Here is a 14,755-nt window from a genome sequence, read left to right on the forward strand (position 1 = left end):
CCCGGGCGCCGTATGCCCCCAGAAGCGCCCGGAAGCGCCCGGAACGGCACCAGAATGTGACGGTTCGTAACGGTGATTGACGCTGATGGGGGCCGATTGGTGTCGATTGGTGCGGCGGCGGGTCTACATCAACCCGCCGGTGAGGCCGAGCAGGCTGCCGGCGGCAATGAGCCACAGCGGATTCCAGCGGGTCCGCAAGGTAATGACGACGGCGACAACCGTCACGAGACCACGTGCCACGTTGATGTCCACTTCCCGGGCAAGCAAGGCGCTACTGGCCGCGAGCAAACCGACGGTGATGGGCGCGAGACCCGCGCGCACGGCACGCACCCAGGGCGAGCGCTCGTGCCGGTCGACCCATCCTCCGACGAGGTAGGCGAGCAGCGAACTCGGGGCGCATTTGGCGAGCGTGGCGGTGAGCGCACCGGGTAGTCCGGCGGCTTGCAGACCGATCAGGGTGACGGCCATGCCGTTCGGGCCGGGGGCGGCCTGCGCGAGCGAGAAGAACGTGACGAATTGGGCGTCGGTGATCCAGTGGCGCGTGTCGACGGCGTACCGATGAATATCCGCGAGCGTGACATTGGTGCCCCCGACGGCAAGCAGCGACCATAGCGAGCCGTGCAGAAACAGGTCGATGAGCGTCGTCATGGCGTGGCGTCGCCTTGCCGACGCCGCTTCGCGCGCCAGTAAGCCATCAGTATGGCGCAGGGGCCCAGCACGCCGAGCACCAGCAGCAGCGGCAGTCCGAGGAGGAAACTGCCGACGAAGGTTGCGGCGGCGAAGAATAGCGTGGTCCAGTGGCGCTCCAGCCCGGCGAGCAGACGCAGCGAGGTGGCGATGACCAGACCGGTGGCGGCGGGCATGAGGCCGGAGAGCAGGTGCTGGACGAGGGGCGTTTGCCCCCACTGCGCGTAGGCGAAACCGATCAGAATGATGACGATGGTCGGGCAGAAATAGAGGCCGGCGACCGCGGCGGCGGCACCCCGGGGGGCCACGGAACCGGCGTCCCAGCACGGTGGCGATGTTGGCGACGTTGGGGCCGGGCAGGAGCTGTGCGAGCGGCAGCAGTTCGGCGAATTCCCGATCGGTGAGCCAGCGCCGCTGATCGACCACCATGCGGCGAGCCCAGGGCAGCACCCCGCCGAAGCCTGTTGCGCCGACGGTACCGAAGGCGAGGGCAAGATCCCAGCAGGTGGGAGGCGGGGAAGGGGTGGGGGCGGTGGTGTCCGGCGCGTGGCCTGTGGCGGCTGCGGCGGCGATGTCAGAGGACTGGGGTGTCACGATTGCCCGTTGCCGATGGGGTTATGACCGTGGAGTTCATGTTCGAGGCGCACGACTTCCTGGGCGACGAGGGCGATGGCGTTACGGATTTCCATGAGCGCGGTATAGAGGGCCTGCGCGTTCTGGGGGGATTGCATGGCGACGTCGCGAGCGGCGGTTTCGATGGCGTCGAGCGAAAGGGCGATGCGGTCGAGATTCTCCAGCATGGATCGATCTCCGTTGACGCGCACAGTGCGTGCATAACGCCATCATACCCAACTGACGTATCACGGTGGGGATGTTAGAATGCGTGCCCTTGCCGGGGTGATGAAATTGGTAAACATAGCGGACTTAAAATCCGCCGCCTTCGGGCTTGCCGGTTCAAGTCCGGTCCCCGGTACCAGTCCTGTTGTTCAGTCTCTTTCAGAAAAACGCCACGACCCCATGCGCGCCCGGGGTTGCGCGAGGCCGTCCGAAAACAATTCGTCGACGTAGGGAATAAATCCCATTTCCGCATCGTTCTGTGGAGCAGAGGACGCCGCAAATGCGCCTCACTTCCCCCCAACGAAACGGAAATCATCATGTCTCAAACGCTCCTGTCTCGCCGTCAGTTGCTCGCCAGCGGTTCGCTGGGCAGTGCGGCGCTCGTCATGTCGAACCTTGCTTTCGCCGCGACGTCTTCGTCGAAGACCGGCAAGGCGCTCGGCAAGCAATTGGACGAAAAGGCACTCCTCGCGTATCTCGGTGCGTCGCCGCAAGAACTGCCCAATCTGCCTTACGCGCAGGATGCCCTTGAGCCGGTCATCTCGGCGCGCACCGTCGGCATTCACTACGGCAAGCACCACCAGGCCTATTTCGACAATCTGCATAAGTTGCTTGCCGGAAAGCCGCTCGGGTCTGCAACGCTTGAGCAACTCATTCTGGTGTCTCACGGCAAGGAAGACATGGAAGACGTCTTCAACAACGCCGCGCAAGCGTGGAATCACAACTTCTACTGGAAGTCGCTCAGCCCCGAGCAAACGTCGCCGGACGAGCGTCTGAACAAAGCGATCGTCAGCAAGTTCGGTTCGGTGGAAGCCTTGTCGAAGCAACTCGTGTCGGTGTCCGCGTCGCAATTCGGCAGCGGTTGGGGATGGCTCGTCGTCGACAAGGGGGAACTGGCTGTCGTGAAGACGGGTAACGCCGAGACGCCGTTCACGCGCAGCGCTCAGTTGCCGCTGCTCACGGTCGACGTCTGGGAGCACGCGTATTACCTCGATTACCAGAATCGTCGTCCGGAATATCTCGCCAAGACGATTGCGCAGAAGTTGAACTGGAAATTCGCGTCGGAGAATTACGCGCGTATTTGAGCGCAATGCCGTTGCGTGCAACGCCGGAAATAAAGAAGCCCTGATTCGTCAGGGCTTCCTTTTTTGTCGTCATTCGAGCGACTTACTGGAAGATCGGTGCGGCGGCGGAGATCAGTCCGACGACGTAGAGGAAGCCTTCAGCGATCACGGGAAGCAGGGGCATGATGTTTCTCCTTGAGTTCAGTGTTGTTCGGCTTTGCGCGGTGTTGCGTGAGCCGTTGAATGAAGTATCCGACTTCGGCGCAAGTGGCGAAACTGCGATTAATACAAGTCACCAAGCGGTTTCAATGGGTGTCGTCACGCCGTCGGAATCCGGCGTGAAGCGCCGCATATGGATATGCGCAATTCAACTAAGCCGCGACCCCGGCGACGCGCATAATCTCAGGCTGTTCGCGCTTAACCGATGGCCATGCAACCCCTGTCTCTGGCACCCGCCAATCAATTTTCGAGCGTCCGATTCGTGTTGACGGATATGGACGAGACACTGACGTATCGCGGTCGTTTGCCTGCGCCGACTTACGATGCGCTGGCGCGTCTGGAGGCGGCGGGCATTCGCGTCGTGCCTGTTACCGCCGCACCGGCCGGATGGTGCGATCAGATGGCGCGCATGTGGCCGGTCGACGGCGTGATTGCCGAAAACGGGGGATTGTTCTTGCGAAGACGCGAAGACGGGCATCACGTCGAACGGCATTTCTGGCATGCACCAGACACCATCGAAAGTGCAGGCGATCAATTGCGATCCATTGCGCAGCGCGTGGAGACGGCCGTGCCGCAAGCCGAGCAGGCGGACGACCAATTGTTTCGTCTGACGAGTCTGGCGTATCGCCGCACGGGCACGGATCTCGATCAGCGCATTCTCGACGCGTTGATTCAAGCGGGCGCCAACGCCACCATCAATAACCTGTGGGTGCTCGGTTGGGTCGGCGGGTACGACAAACTTTCCATGTCGCTGCGCATCCTCGCCGACGTTTATGGTGTGACGGCGAATGAGGCGGCCGAGTGGATCGCGTATTCGGGCGATTCGACCAACGATGCGCCGATGTTCGGGTATTTCAAACACACGGCCGGCGTGAGCACGGTCGTCGACTATCTGCCGCAATTACCCGTTGCGCCGCGTTGGATAACGCACGGTCCCGGAGGGGCGGGTTTCGTAGAGTTTGCGGATGCGATTCTCGCGTCGCGTTAGCGGAGTAGCGGAGTAGCGGAGTAGCGGAGTAGCGGAGCGCGACACTCCCCGCGAACGGCGCCCGCCGACTCCAGCACACCGGGCTGGTAAAATGCGCGTCCGCTGCATATCGGCATCCTCGTCATTCATGAAGTCTCAAACGCTTCGGGAACAGTGGCTCCCGAACCTCCCCGGCAATGGGCTTGCCGGTCTCACCACGGCGTTCGCGCTCGTGCCCGAATGCATCGCCTTCGCCCTCGTTGCTCAGGTCAACCCGCTAATGGGGCTCTACGGCGCGTTCATCATTTGCGCGCTCACCGCTGTCTTCGGCGGACGTCCCGGCATGATCTCGGGCGCGGCCGGCTCGATGGCCGTCGTCATCGTCGCGCTGGTGGTCGAGCATGGCGCGCAGTACTTGCTCGCGACCGTCGTGATGAGCGGCGCGCTGATGATGCTCTTCGGCGTTCTGCGCCTTGGCAAACTCATTCGGATGGTTCCGCATCCGGTGATGATCGGCTTCGTGAACGGCCTCGCCATCATCATCGCCATGGCGCAGCTCGAACACTTCAGGCAGGCCACGCCGCAGGGTGAGGTCTGGCTGCAAGGCACGCCGCTCGCCGTCATGTGTGCGCTGGTCGCGCTGACGATGCTGATCGTCTACGGGCTGCCGCGCATAACGAAGGCCGTGCCGCCTGCGTTGGTGGCCATCGTCGGCGTCGGTTTTGTCAGTCAGCTGCTGCATTTGCCCACGCGCACGCTCGGCGACATGGCGCACATCGCTGGCGCCTTCCCCACGCTTCGTCTGCCGCAAGTGCCCTTCGATCTCGAGACGCTTCGCATCGTGTTCCCCTATGCGCTGCTCATGGCGATTGTCGGGCTGCTGGAGACGCTGCTCACGTTCAATCTCACCGACGAGATCACGCAGACGCGCGGACGTCCCGATCGCGAATGCGTGGCGCTCGGCGTGTCGAATGTCGTCTCGGGAATGTTTGGCGGGATGGGCGGCTGCGCGATGATCGGCCAGACCATGATCAACCTGAGCTCGGGCGGACGCACCCGGATCTCCGGCGCGACAGCCGGCATCATGATCCTGTTGTTCGTGCTGTTCCTGTCGCCGCTTATCGAGCGAATTCCGCTGGCGGCGCTCGTCGGCGTGATGTTCGTCGTCGCGCAGCAGACCTTCGCATGGGGATCGCTGCGCGTGCTGGGCAAGGTGCCGCGTAACGATGCGCTCGTGATCGTCGCGGTGACGGTCATTACCGTCTTCACCGATCTGGCTGTGGCGGTGTTGTGCGGCATCGTGATCGCCGCGCTCAACTTCGCCTGGCAGCACGCCCGCGAGATTCGCGCAGATACCGAAGACGAAGGGGGCGATGTACGCACTTATGTGCTGCACGGCACGCTGTTCTTTGCGTCGACGGCCAACTTTCAGGCGCTATTCCCGCCGTCTGCGGATGTGCGCGACGTGGTGGTGGATTGCCGCCATCTGCACGTTGCGGACCATTCGGCCATTGTGGCGTTCGAGACGCTTCGCGAGCGCTACCGGAAGGCCGGACGAAATCTGCGCTTCGTCAATCTCTCGTCACGCAATCAACGTATGCTCGAACGGGCAGGCGTGAGCGTTGCCGAGGTCTGACGTCACTTGAACGTGTGCAGATAGGCGATCAGATCGGCGACCTTGCGTTCGTTGCCGATGCCCCAGAAGCGCATTTTCGTGCCCGGCACCGTTTTGCCTGGGTTGGCGATGAAGGCGGCGAGCGTTTTGTCGTCCCACACGAGGCCGGACTGCTTCATCTCTTTCGAGTAATCGAAGTCTTTCAGACTGCCTGCGTGGCGCGCGGCGAGGCCGTTGAGTTGCGGCCCGAAGCCCGACGCCGCCATCGGTCCGACCGAATGGCACGACGCGCAGCGCGAGGCGAACAGGGCTTTACCCGCTTCGACGTCGCCCGCCGCCATGGCAGGCGTTGCGAGAACGGCTAACGTGAGCGCAAGGGCGCCGGCGCTCAGGCGTGCGGCGGATGACGTCGTGAGTCGGGAAAGCTCGGCACGCACGGAAGGAGCAGAAAGCGCAGTCATCGGATGGTATGAAACGGGGAAAGATGGCGAAAGCAAGGCGCTAACTTACCCCTTTCCGTCCGGCTCGGCCAGTGATTCCAGCCAGCGCGCGGTGCGACATCGTGTCGCGACACCGGGCGCGGGGGGTAACGAGGTAGTGAGTCGACGGCGTGCGTTCGCGTCGCACGGCAACCGTTCGCGCTGCCCGGTGGCCATTCGTCGCATTCGGGGCGCATGGTGCGTCGAATCACGGGATGCTGCGCCCATCGCTGCGGTTGCGCAGCCCACGCGCGGAGTCTCCCGATGTCATCAGCTTTTCTCTCTCACGTTCCGGTCTGGGTCTGGGGACTTCTCGTCGCGTTGATCGCGCTCGGATTGTCCGCCACCCGCACGCGGCAAAAACCGCTTTGGGGCGCGCTGGCGATGCCCGTCGCAATGACCGGCCTCTCGGCGTACGGCGTGCTCAGCACATTCGCCGGGAGCGCCCCGGCGTTCGTTGCGTGGCTGAGTGCGGTGGTGATCGCCGTGGTGCTGCGTGCCGCGCTGGGCTGGTGGGGCAACGTCGGCTGGGTGCCGGCGACGCGTCGCGTGCAATTGCCAGGCAGTTGGCTGCCGCTGGTGTGGATGCTGGCCATCTTCGCGCTGAAATTCGGCGTGGCCGTCTCGCTCGCCATCCATCCCGAACGGATCGCGCAAGGGGGCTTCGCCGCATGGGTGTGCCTCGCGTACGGCGCGTTCACCGGCATCTTCCTCGGGCGCGTGCTGGCCATCCGTAGAGCGATGCGCATGACGCCGGGCAATGGGAGCGCGGGCGTAGCGTCGTCACTGCGGTCGTGACGGGGATTTGCGCCGGTCAATAAAAAAGGCCGTCCTTGCCCATGCAAGGACGGCCCGTCGCTAACGCTATCGGCCCTACCGTCTACCGTATTACGCGGCGCCCTTCGTCACGCTCTCCGGCAGATCGCGTCCGTGGTACTTCTTGTAGATCTCGTTGAGCTTGCCGTTCTTCAGGTTGGTCTTCACCCAGTTGTTGACCCAGTCCTTCAGGCCCGGCTGATTCTTGTTGAGCGCAATGCCCAGATCGAATTCCTTCTGCGCGAACTTCAGTTCGAGGTTCTTGCCCGGCGCGCGCTTCTGCATCTCGCCGAGGTTCGACGGCGTGCTCGAGAAGATGTCGACCTGACCCGTGACCATCGACGTGATGAGCGTGGCGTCGTCTTCATAGCGCACGATCTGTGCGCCCTTGGCGTTGGCCGTGGTGAGCGTGTCGTTGACGGTGGCGCGCGTGAGACCGATGCGCTTGCCGTCCAGATCGGCGTAGCTCTTGATGTTCATGCTCTTGGGCGCGCCCACGATGATCGAGATCACGGCGTAGGGGATCGAGAAGTCGACCACTTGCGCACGCTCCGGCGTGATCGAGAGGTCGGCCACCACGAGATCGGCACGGTTCGCTTGCAGTGTCGGCACACGTGCGGCGTTCGTCACGGACACGATATCGAGCTTCACGCCCAGATCCTTCGCGAGCAGTTCGGCCGTTTCGACATCCGAGCCGACCGGCTTCAGATTGGCGTCGGCGTACGAATACAACGGCGTACCCATGGCGATCGCAACGCGAATCTTGCCCGCTTTCTTGATGTCGTCGAGCTGGTCGGCGAGGGCGGCGTGCGCCATCGCGCCGAGCGCAACGGCGGCACAGGCCTGAGTCAGGAACGTCTTGAGTTTCATGCAATGGTCTCCTTCGGGTGATGGTTGTCTGTCAATGCGTGCTTGCCGCGCGCTTACAGGCCGTTCGCCAGGAACGCGCGCAGTTCGGGCGTTTTCGGGTTGTCGAGCATGTCGCCCGGACCGACTTCCCATACCTTGCCCTGGTGCATGTAGATGATCTGATCGGCCACGCGCTTGGCGAACGCCATTTCGTGCGTGACGAGCAACATCGTCATGCCGTCTGCTGCGAGGTCTTCCATCACGCGCAGCACTTCGCCGGTGAGTTGCGGGTCGAGCGCGGACGTCACTTCGTCGAACAGCATGACCTTCGGCGACATGGCGAGCGAGCGGGCAATCGCCACGCGTTGCTGCTGACCGCCCGAGAGTTGCTCGGGGTAGCTGTCGGCCTTGTCGGACAGGCCAACCTGCGCGAGCACACGCTTGGCGACCTCTTCGGCCTCGCTGCGCGCCATGCGCTTCACATGGCGCAGCGCCAGCATGATGTTCTCGCGCACGCTCAGGTGCGGAAACAGGTTGTAGCTCTGGAAGACGATGCCGACTTCGCGACGCAGTTGGTGCAGATCGATCGACGGATCTTCCACGCGAATGCCGCACACTTCGATGGAGCCTTCGTCGATGGTCTCCAGCCGGTCGATGCAACGCAAGGCCGTGCTTTTTCCCGAGCCGCTGGCGCCGATGATCGCAACCATCTGAGCGCGCTCCACTTCGAACGACACGCCCTTGAGCACGGGGTTGTCGCCGAAGCGCTTGTGAATCTCATTGACCTTAACGATTGCCGACATTGAGCCTGTCCTCCAGTGATGCGCTCCAGCGCGAGAGCGGGTAGCACAGCACGAAATAAAACACCCCCACCAGCGAGAACACGAGGAAGGGCTGGAAAATCGAGTTGTTGATGATCTGTCCGGCGCGCGTGAGCTCCACGAAGCCAATGACCGACGCGAGCGACGTCATCTTGATGATCTGCACCAGGAAGCCGATGGTCGGCGGCAGCGACAGGCGCACCGCCTGCGGAATGATCACCAGACGCAGCGTCTGCCAGCGCGAGAACGACAGGCACTCGGCCGCTTCCCACTGCGCACGCGGCATCGCTTCGACGCAACCGCGCCAGATGTCGCCCAGATACGCGCTGGTGTAGACCATCAGCGCGAGCGCGGCGGCCACGATGGAGGGCAGCTCGAAGCCGTACACCGACAGACCGAAGTAGACGATGAACAGCAGAATCAGCAGCGGAATGCCCTGAATCGCTTCGATGAACACTTGCGTGGGCAGACGTAGCCAGCGGCGCGGCGAGATGCGTCCGAGCATCACCAGAAAACCGCCTGCCATACCGAGCACGAACGCGAGGGCCGAGAGCACCAGCGTCCAGCCGATGGACTGCACCATGTAACCGAGATAGGTCCAGGAGAAGTTGCCGATCATGAGGCGCTCCGTTGCGCGGTATTGCCGGCCGACGTACCGGAGGGGGGCGTGCTGTTATGACCCGCGGCACGCGAGGCGGCGGCGCGGCGCTTGGCGGCCTGCGCGGTTTGTGCCGCGGCGCGTCGCACCGTGCGGCGGCGCTTGAAGAAGTACTCCCCCGCGGCCCACGCGACGAGTTTCACCAGCAGCGAGAGCGCGAGATAGAGCGCGGCCACGACGATGTAGGTTTCGAGCGAGCGGAAGGTGTCCGACTGCACGGTGTTGGCCACGGCCGTGAGTTCTTCTGCGGAAATCTGCGAGGCGATGGCCGAGGCCTGCATCATCAGAATGAACTGCGTGGTGAGCGACGGGTAGACCTTCTCGATGGACGGTTGCAGCATGACGTGCCATGCGATGCGCCACTTCGAGAGCCCAAGGCATTCGGCCGCTTCGATCTGGCCGCGCGGCACCGATTCGAGGCCCGCGCGAATGATCTCGGCCGCATACGCCCCGATGTTGATCACCATGGCGAGGACCGACGCCGTAAAGGTCGGCAGGTGCACGCCCATGCTGGCGAGACCGAAATACAGCAGGAAGATCTGAACGAGGAACGGTGTGTTGCGTACCGATTCGATGTAGATACCGCACAGGCGAGCCAACCAGCGATGGCGGCTGCGTTTGGCGAAAGCGACCAGAGTGCCCAGCGCGGTGCCGATCACGACCGAGAAGACGGTCATCTTCAGTGTGAGCCATGCGCCTTCAAGGAAAACTGGCCAGTACGGAACCAGCGGGGCGAAATTCAACGAGAAATGCATGGCAAACGCCTGTCTCCGGTGACGTTCGGGGCGGACGCGCCAGGCAGCGATGGTTGCGGTAATGACATCCGCGCCAGCCGTGGTGGGTCTTTCTTGTACGTCGTCATATAAGTGATGTGATTTTGCGCATCGCGGATCGGCGTTGTCAATAGCAATCGCTTGGGGGGATACCCTTGGCTATTGCCTTGACAGGACAAGGGTTAAAGGGCGATTTCGAGCGCTGGGCGCGGCCCCGGCGGTTGCGTGAAGCGCCCTCAACGTCGGGTTGACGGCGGCGGGTTCGGAACCCTTGTCATCGTATCTCTTGCTGTCCGGAGTCGCGGGGCGCATGACGCGCATGGTGCGACATCGAAGTTCTATAATCACGCATTGCCGACATTGCGCTTCCTGTCGGGAGAACGCCTGCCGATCCGGCGCTGTCGACGGTTTGCTCCCCTGCTCAGCACAACATGACTTCCACAACCGACCGACCCCCCCTCGCGCTGCCCGGCGGCCACGCCAAGGTGCTGCTGCATTCGTGCTACGCGCTTGGCGCACATGAGCATGGCCTGCCGGTTGTCACGAGTTCGCTGGGAATCTCACCCTGGAAGAACCGGTTCTACGGCGACGACACGCAGGGCGAGGTCGTCTGATGACGCTATCGGCCACGGCGCTCGACGAACTCGACCGCAATCTGCTCGCTCTGCTGCGGGTGAACGCCCGCGAGAGTACGGCCAATCTGGCGCGCCGGCTGGGCGTGGCGCGCACGACTGTCGTTACGCGACTCGCACGGCTTGAGCAGGCCGGGATCATTGCGGGATATACGGTGCGACTGGGGCAGGACGTCGCCGGCGGCGGTTTGCAGGCGTGCGTCGGCATCAGCCTGCAGCCGCGCGCCGGACGCGACGTGCTGCGCCGGCTCAATAAAATGCCGGAAGTCCACTTGCTGTGCACCGTCAGCGGGGAGTTCGACTATGTGGCGTGGCTGCATGCGGCGTCCGCCGAACAGCTCGACGCGCTGCTCGATACCATCGGCGAGATCGAAGGCGTGACGCGGACCACCACCTCGGTGGTGCTCGCCCGCAAGATCGACCGGGGCGGCGTATTGCCCTGATCGGACGCCTCGCCGTTTTCCCACACGCCCTGGCGTTGGCGTGGCCGCCGACGCCCTTCGAATTGCCCCGACCCTAATTCGTCACTAAGAATCGATGGCTAAGGTGTCGCCCCGTGGCCGGTCTTCGGGGGCGCGCGTGATTTGGGCTGTGATCCGTGTTGGATGGCGCGGTGGTATGCGCTCGAGAGGCGTGTGATGCACGCCTGGGCCCGCATGACACGTGATTTAGCACGTGATTTGTCCGATGAGCGTGTCAGGTAATTTTCCGTAACCGGCCGCTAAGAAAGACGTTCGATCCGCTGGGCAGCCGCGCCGGTGCTCACGCAACCCTCAAAATTCCCATTTATCCCCGTTGTGCCTTGACTTCGCAGGTTTGTCTGCCTGTGGCGATGATGCTAAACTTATTGAGAATTGTTTGCATTAACTTCTCGACAAAAACTGGAGTGTGTATGCGCGTGAAATCCCTCATGGCAGCGGTATTGCTTGCCGGTGCGGCCACCATGGCTCAGGCCGCCGAGTATCCCATCGGCAAACCGCTGAACACAGCGGGCATGGAAATCAACACGGTGTACCTCCAGCCGATCACGATGGAACCGGCCGGCATGATGCGCGACGCCAAGGCGTCCGATATCCACCTCGAGGCCGATATTCACGCGATTGCCAAGAACCCGAACGGTTATGCCGAAGGCGACTGGATTCCGGGTCTGGAAATCACTTACAAGCTGCAAAAGTCCGGCAGCGCGACGGTGATCGAAGGCCTGATGATGCCGATGGTCGCAAGCGACGGCCCGCATTACGGCGATAACGTCAAGCTCGATGGCCCGGGCAAATACACGCTCACGATGGTCGTCAACGCTCCGGGCACGTTGGCTGCGTTCGGTTGCAAGATGGGCGACGGCGCACCCGCAGCCTCGGGCGCGCATGGCGCACATGGTGGCATGGGCCCGTGGTGCTTCGGCCGTCACGTGGATAAGGAAACGGGCGTAGGCCCTTGGTTCAAGCCGATCACGAAGACGGTCGAGTTCACGTTCGCCGGCATTGGCAAGAAGGGTGGCTATTAAGCCCCTGTAACTGATGCAGCGTTGGCCGGGCGCCAGCGCTGTATTCATTTGGAGTATGAGGATGAATCAGCGCATCGCGCGCCTGCTGGCCACGATGACGGCCCTGGTGGTGACCTTGTTCGCGTTGGGCGGCCCGTCGCTCGCCCGCGCAGACGACTTGCCCACCTTCAGGCTGGAAATGAACAACGGCAAACTCAACCCGGCGCGTATCGAAGTCCCGGCCGGCAAGCGCATCAAGATCGAGGTGCACAACACCGGGACGAATGCCGTCGAGTTCGAGAGTCTGCAATTGCGTAAGGAAAAGGTGCTGGCCCCGGGCGCGCAGTCATTTGTCGTGATCGCACCGCTGCAACCGGGCGAGTACAAGTTTTTCGATGACTTCCATCAGCAGGCGCAAGGCGTGATCGTCGCCAAGTAAGCCGGTGGTGGGCGTTTCAGCCACACAGTAATACACGCATTACAAAAGGAATCACACGATGGGTCAGGTCATGTTCATCGTCTGGCGCGAAAGCGTCGAGGCATTGCTGGTCGTCGGCATTCTTCATGCCTGGCTGGCCAATCCGGATCATGGCGCCAAGCGCGGCCTGCCTTATCTGTGGGCCGGCGTGGTCCTCGGGATCGCCGCTGCCGTGGGCCTGGGCGCCGCGCTCGTCGGCTTCACCGAGGTGCTCTCGGGCGACGCGCAGGATTACTTCCAGACCGCCATGGTGCTTGTCGCCTGCGTGCTGATTGTGCAGATGGTCTTCTGGATGAAGCGCAACGGGCGTACGCTCAAGCGCGACATGGAGTCGTCGCTGCAAAAGAACCACGATCAGGGCACATGGTGGGGCGTGCTCGTGCTGGTGGCGCTGGCGATTGCCCGCGAAGGCAGCGAGACCGCCATCTTCCTGTACGGTCTTGGCTTCGGGCAGGGCGGTAGCGTGCCGATGTCGATGTGGCTCGCGGTGGCGATCGGCTTCGTGCTGGCGTTGCTCACGTTCTGGTTGCTGCAACTGGGCGGGAAGATTTTCTCGTGGCGTCTGTTCTTCCGCGTGACGGAAATCATGCTGCTGTTCCTGGCCGCCGGTCTGCTGGAGTCGGGACTCGATCGCTTGATCTCGCTGGAGTTTGTGCCGACGCTGGTCGACCAACTGTGGGATACTTCCGCGATTCTGGATGACGCCAGCCCGTTCGGCAGCCTCGTGGCGACGCTGACCGGCTACCGCGCCCATCCGTCCGGCATGAATCTGTTGGTGTACGCCGTGTATTGGCTGTTCATGTGGCTGCTGCTCAAGCGGGCAGGCGCGCCGGCCAAACAGGCAAAGCCCGCCTGAGCGGGTCGCGCGGCACCGGGTGGCGATCCCGCCCGGTCCGCAACCACGGTCTGAACGGACGCGCAAGACACGAGATCCGTCAGCCCGGTAAGGCAATCCCCCCCGACGTACGAGTTGAGCATGAGCATCGCCATACCTGTCCCGAACCGACTGGCCCGACTGGGCCTGATGATGCAACGCCACGGCAAGCTGATACGTGGCGTGCAGTGGGCCGTCGTGCTGGTTTATGCGTTTCTCATCTGCGTCCCTGTGCTGATGCCGTTGCCTGACGAGACGGCGCACATTCTCAACAATCTCACCGTCTTCGCGCAATTCACGTTCTGGGGCATCTGGTGGCCGTTCGTGCTCATCAGCATGGTGCTCATGGGACGTATCTGGTGCGGCGTGTTATGCCCGGAAGGCACCCTCTCGGAATTCGCGAGTCGTCACGGGCGAGGGCGTGCGATTCCTCGCTGGATGCGCTGGGGCGGCTGGCCGTTCGTAGCCTTCGCCGGGACGACGCTGTATGGCCAGATGGTGAGCGTGTACCAGTATCCGAAGGCGGTGTTGCTGGTGCTCGGCGGCTCGACCATCGGTGCGATGGTGATCGGCTACTTCTACGGACGCGACAAGCGCGTGTGGTGCAAGTATCTGTGCCCGGTCAACGGCGTGTTTTCGTTGCTCGCGCGTCTCGCACCGTTCCATTTCAAGGTCAACGAAGACGCCTGGCGTCAGTCGTACAACACCAAAGGTCACAAGATCATCCCGATCAATTGCGCGCCGCTCGTGCCGCTGCGCAATATGAAGGGCGGCGCACAGTGCCATATGTGCGGCCGCTGCGCCGGGCATCGCGACGCCATCGAACTCACGAGCCGCTCGCCGAGCGAAGAGATCGTGAAGTTCGGTGCGACCGAAAACAACAGCGTGTGGGACAGCGTGCTCGTCATGTACGGTCTGCTCGGTGTGGCCATCGGTGCGTTCCACTGGACGGTGAATCCGTGGTTCGTCGCGACCAAGACGTTCCTGGCCACATGGCTCATCGATCGCAACATCATGTGGCCGTTCGAGACCAACGCGCCGTGGTTCGTGTTCACCAACTACCCCGAACAGAGCGATGTCTTCACCTGGCTCGACGGCGGCATGGTGGTTACTTACATTCTCGGCAACGGCCTGCTGCTGGGGTTGGCGTTCACGGTCATCTTCGCGCTGGCCAACCGGGCGATGGGCGCGTGGCAGACTTCGCGCTTCAACCATCTGGTGCAGTCGCTGATTCCGATTGCCGGCGCCGGAGTCTTCATCGGCCTGTCGGCCACGACGGTCAGCCTGCTGCGCGCCGAACACCTGCCCATCTACTGGGCCAACGACGTGCGTGCCACCATCCTCGCGCTGACTTCGCTCTGGAGCCTCTGGCTGGGCTGGCGTGTGACCGGGCGTCATGCAACCTCGTTCGTGCGGCGTCTGGCCGGTATGGCAGGTGTCGTGGCGGCGCTCGCGCTCGTCAACTGGCTGTGGATCCTGATGTTCTGGATCTGGTGACGCCAG

General features: G+C 62.9%; 18 protein-coding genes, 1 tRNA gene and 1 pseudogene. 11 read left to right on the forward strand and 9 right to left on the reverse strand.

Annotated elements, in window-relative coordinates; all coding sequences use genetic code 11:
- Positions 1-123 precede the first annotated feature (123 nt).
- The 4 genes and pseudogenes from ACIPHM_RS10970 to ACIPHM_RS10985 form a co-directional block, all read right to left on the reverse strand.
- Entirely contained in the window at positions 124-648 is a 525-nt protein-coding gene (locus tag ACIPHM_RS10970; RefSeq protein ID WP_400328241.1) for a chromate transporter, read from the reverse strand.
- Positions 645-995 carry a chromate transporter gene (locus tag ACIPHM_RS10975; RefSeq protein ID WP_400327727.1) on the reverse strand — a complete coding sequence of 117 codons (351 nt, stop codon included), beginning with the start codon at positions 993-995 and terminating at the stop codon, positions 645-647. The genes ACIPHM_RS10970 and ACIPHM_RS10975 overlap by 4 nt, the downstream gene beginning before the upstream one ends.
- 46 nt (positions 996-1,041) lie before the next feature.
- A pseudogene (locus ACIPHM_RS10980) lies at positions 1,042-1,281 on the reverse strand (chromate transporter); the annotation flags it as partial.
- Positions 1,278-1,487, reverse strand: coding sequence for a hypothetical protein (locus ACIPHM_RS10985; RefSeq protein WP_400327729.1), 210 nt, complete (start codon positions 1,485-1,487; stop codon positions 1,278-1,280). The pseudogene ACIPHM_RS10980 and the gene ACIPHM_RS10985, both read right to left, overlap by 4 nt.
- Before the next feature lie 91 nt (positions 1,488-1,578).
- On the opposite strand from ACIPHM_RS10985, the gene ACIPHM_RS10990 reads away from it, so the two are divergent.
- The 4 genes from ACIPHM_RS10990 to ACIPHM_RS11005 all read left to right on the forward strand — a co-directional run bounded on the left by ACIPHM_RS10990 (position 1,579) and on the right by ACIPHM_RS11005 (position 5,410).
- Positions 1,579-1,663, forward strand: a tRNA-Leu gene (locus ACIPHM_RS10990).
- Between the two features lie 178 nt (positions 1,664-1,841).
- The gene (locus ACIPHM_RS10995) at positions 1,842-2,609 is read left to right on the forward strand and encodes a superoxide dismutase (protein WP_400327731.1); all 768 of its coding nucleotides are present in this window, start codon (positions 1,842-1,844) and stop codon (positions 2,607-2,609) included.
- 409 nt (positions 2,610-3,018) lie between these two features.
- Positions 3,019-3,795: an HAD-IIB family hydrolase gene (locus ACIPHM_RS11000; RefSeq protein WP_400327733.1), complete on the forward strand. Its 777-nt coding sequence runs from the start codon at positions 3,019-3,021 to the stop codon at positions 3,793-3,795.
- 127 nt (positions 3,796-3,922) lie between these two features.
- The gene (locus ACIPHM_RS11005) at positions 3,923-5,410 is read left to right on the forward strand and encodes a SulP family inorganic anion transporter (protein ID WP_400327735.1); all 1,488 of its coding nucleotides are present in this window, start codon (positions 3,923-3,925) and stop codon (positions 5,408-5,410) included.
- A 2-nt stretch (positions 5,411-5,412) separates the two neighbouring features.
- Here ACIPHM_RS11005 and ACIPHM_RS11010 read toward each other — a convergent pair whose 3' ends face one another.
- Positions 5,413-5,850 (reverse strand): c-type cytochrome, encoded by a 438-nt coding sequence (locus ACIPHM_RS11010; protein WP_400327737.1) that lies wholly within the window; start codon positions 5,848-5,850, stop codon positions 5,413-5,415.
- A 282-nt stretch (positions 5,851-6,132) separates the two neighbouring features.
- Between ACIPHM_RS11010 and ACIPHM_RS11015 the strand changes: the two genes are divergently transcribed.
- Positions 6,133-6,666 carry a DUF6622 family protein gene (locus ACIPHM_RS11015; RefSeq protein ID WP_400327739.1) on the forward strand — a complete coding sequence of 178 codons (534 nt, stop codon included), beginning with the start codon at positions 6,133-6,135 and terminating at the stop codon, positions 6,664-6,666.
- 90 nt (positions 6,667-6,756) lie between these two features.
- Here the strand turns inward: ACIPHM_RS11015 and ACIPHM_RS11020 are convergent, their stop codons facing one another.
- From ACIPHM_RS11020 to ACIPHM_RS11035, 4 genes are read right to left on the reverse strand one after another with little or no spacing between them, the layout of a single operon-like run.
- Entirely contained in the window at positions 6,757-7,554 is a 798-nt protein-coding gene (locus ACIPHM_RS11020; protein WP_400327741.1) for a transporter substrate-binding domain-containing protein, read from the reverse strand.
- Between the two features lie 53 nt (positions 7,555-7,607).
- On the reverse strand, positions 7,608-8,336 hold the full coding sequence (locus ACIPHM_RS11025) for an amino acid ABC transporter ATP-binding protein (protein ID WP_400327743.1): 729 nt from the start codon (positions 8,334-8,336) through the stop codon (positions 7,608-7,610).
- Positions 8,320-8,973 (reverse strand): amino acid ABC transporter permease, encoded by a 654-nt coding sequence (locus ACIPHM_RS11030; RefSeq protein ID WP_400327745.1) that lies wholly within the window; start codon positions 8,971-8,973, stop codon positions 8,320-8,322. Before ACIPHM_RS11030 ends, ACIPHM_RS11025 begins: the two co-directional genes overlap by 17 nt.
- Positions 8,970-9,767 (reverse strand): amino acid ABC transporter permease, encoded by a 798-nt coding sequence (locus ACIPHM_RS11035; protein ID WP_400327747.1) that lies wholly within the window; start codon positions 9,765-9,767, stop codon positions 8,970-8,972. Before ACIPHM_RS11035 ends, ACIPHM_RS11030 begins: the two co-directional genes overlap by 4 nt.
- A 449-nt stretch (positions 9,768-10,216) precedes the next feature.
- Here ACIPHM_RS11035 and ACIPHM_RS11040 point away from each other — a divergent pair, with 449 nt between their 5' ends.
- From ACIPHM_RS11040 to ACIPHM_RS11065, 6 genes are all read left to right on the forward strand, one after another.
- Positions 10,217-10,399, forward strand: a complete 183-nt coding sequence (locus ACIPHM_RS11040; protein ID WP_400327749.1) for a hypothetical protein — start codon at positions 10,217-10,219, stop codon at positions 10,397-10,399.
- Complete coding sequence (locus ACIPHM_RS11045; protein ID WP_400327751.1) at positions 10,399-10,860, forward strand: Lrp/AsnC family transcriptional regulator; 462 nt, start codon at positions 10,399-10,401, stop codon at positions 10,858-10,860. The genes ACIPHM_RS11040 and ACIPHM_RS11045 overlap by 1 nt, the downstream gene beginning before the upstream one ends.
- 449 nt (positions 10,861-11,309) lie before the next feature.
- On the forward strand, positions 11,310-11,921 hold the full coding sequence (locus tag ACIPHM_RS11050) for an iron transporter (protein ID WP_400327753.1): 612 nt from the start codon (positions 11,310-11,312) through the stop codon (positions 11,919-11,921).
- Positions 11,922-11,976: 55 nt separating this feature from the next.
- Positions 11,977-12,339 carry a cupredoxin domain-containing protein gene (locus tag ACIPHM_RS11055; RefSeq protein WP_400327755.1) on the forward strand — a complete coding sequence of 121 codons (363 nt, stop codon included), beginning with the start codon at positions 11,977-11,979 and terminating at the stop codon, positions 12,337-12,339.
- 58 nt (positions 12,340-12,397) lie between these two features.
- Complete coding sequence (locus ACIPHM_RS11060) at positions 12,398-13,234, forward strand: FTR1 family protein (RefSeq protein ID WP_400327757.1); 837 nt, start codon at positions 12,398-12,400, stop codon at positions 13,232-13,234.
- A gap of 120 nt (positions 13,235-13,354) precedes the next feature.
- Positions 13,355-14,749 carry a 4Fe-4S binding protein gene (locus tag ACIPHM_RS11065; RefSeq protein WP_400327759.1) on the forward strand — a complete coding sequence of 465 codons (1,395 nt, stop codon included), beginning with the start codon at positions 13,355-13,357 and terminating at the stop codon, positions 14,747-14,749.
- The last annotated feature ends 6 nt before the right edge of the window (positions 14,750-14,755 follow it).

The organism is Pandoraea sp. NPDC087047, assembly GCF_044745225.1.
Taxonomy (GTDB): Bacteria; Pseudomonadota; Gammaproteobacteria; order Burkholderiales; family Burkholderiaceae; genus Pandoraea.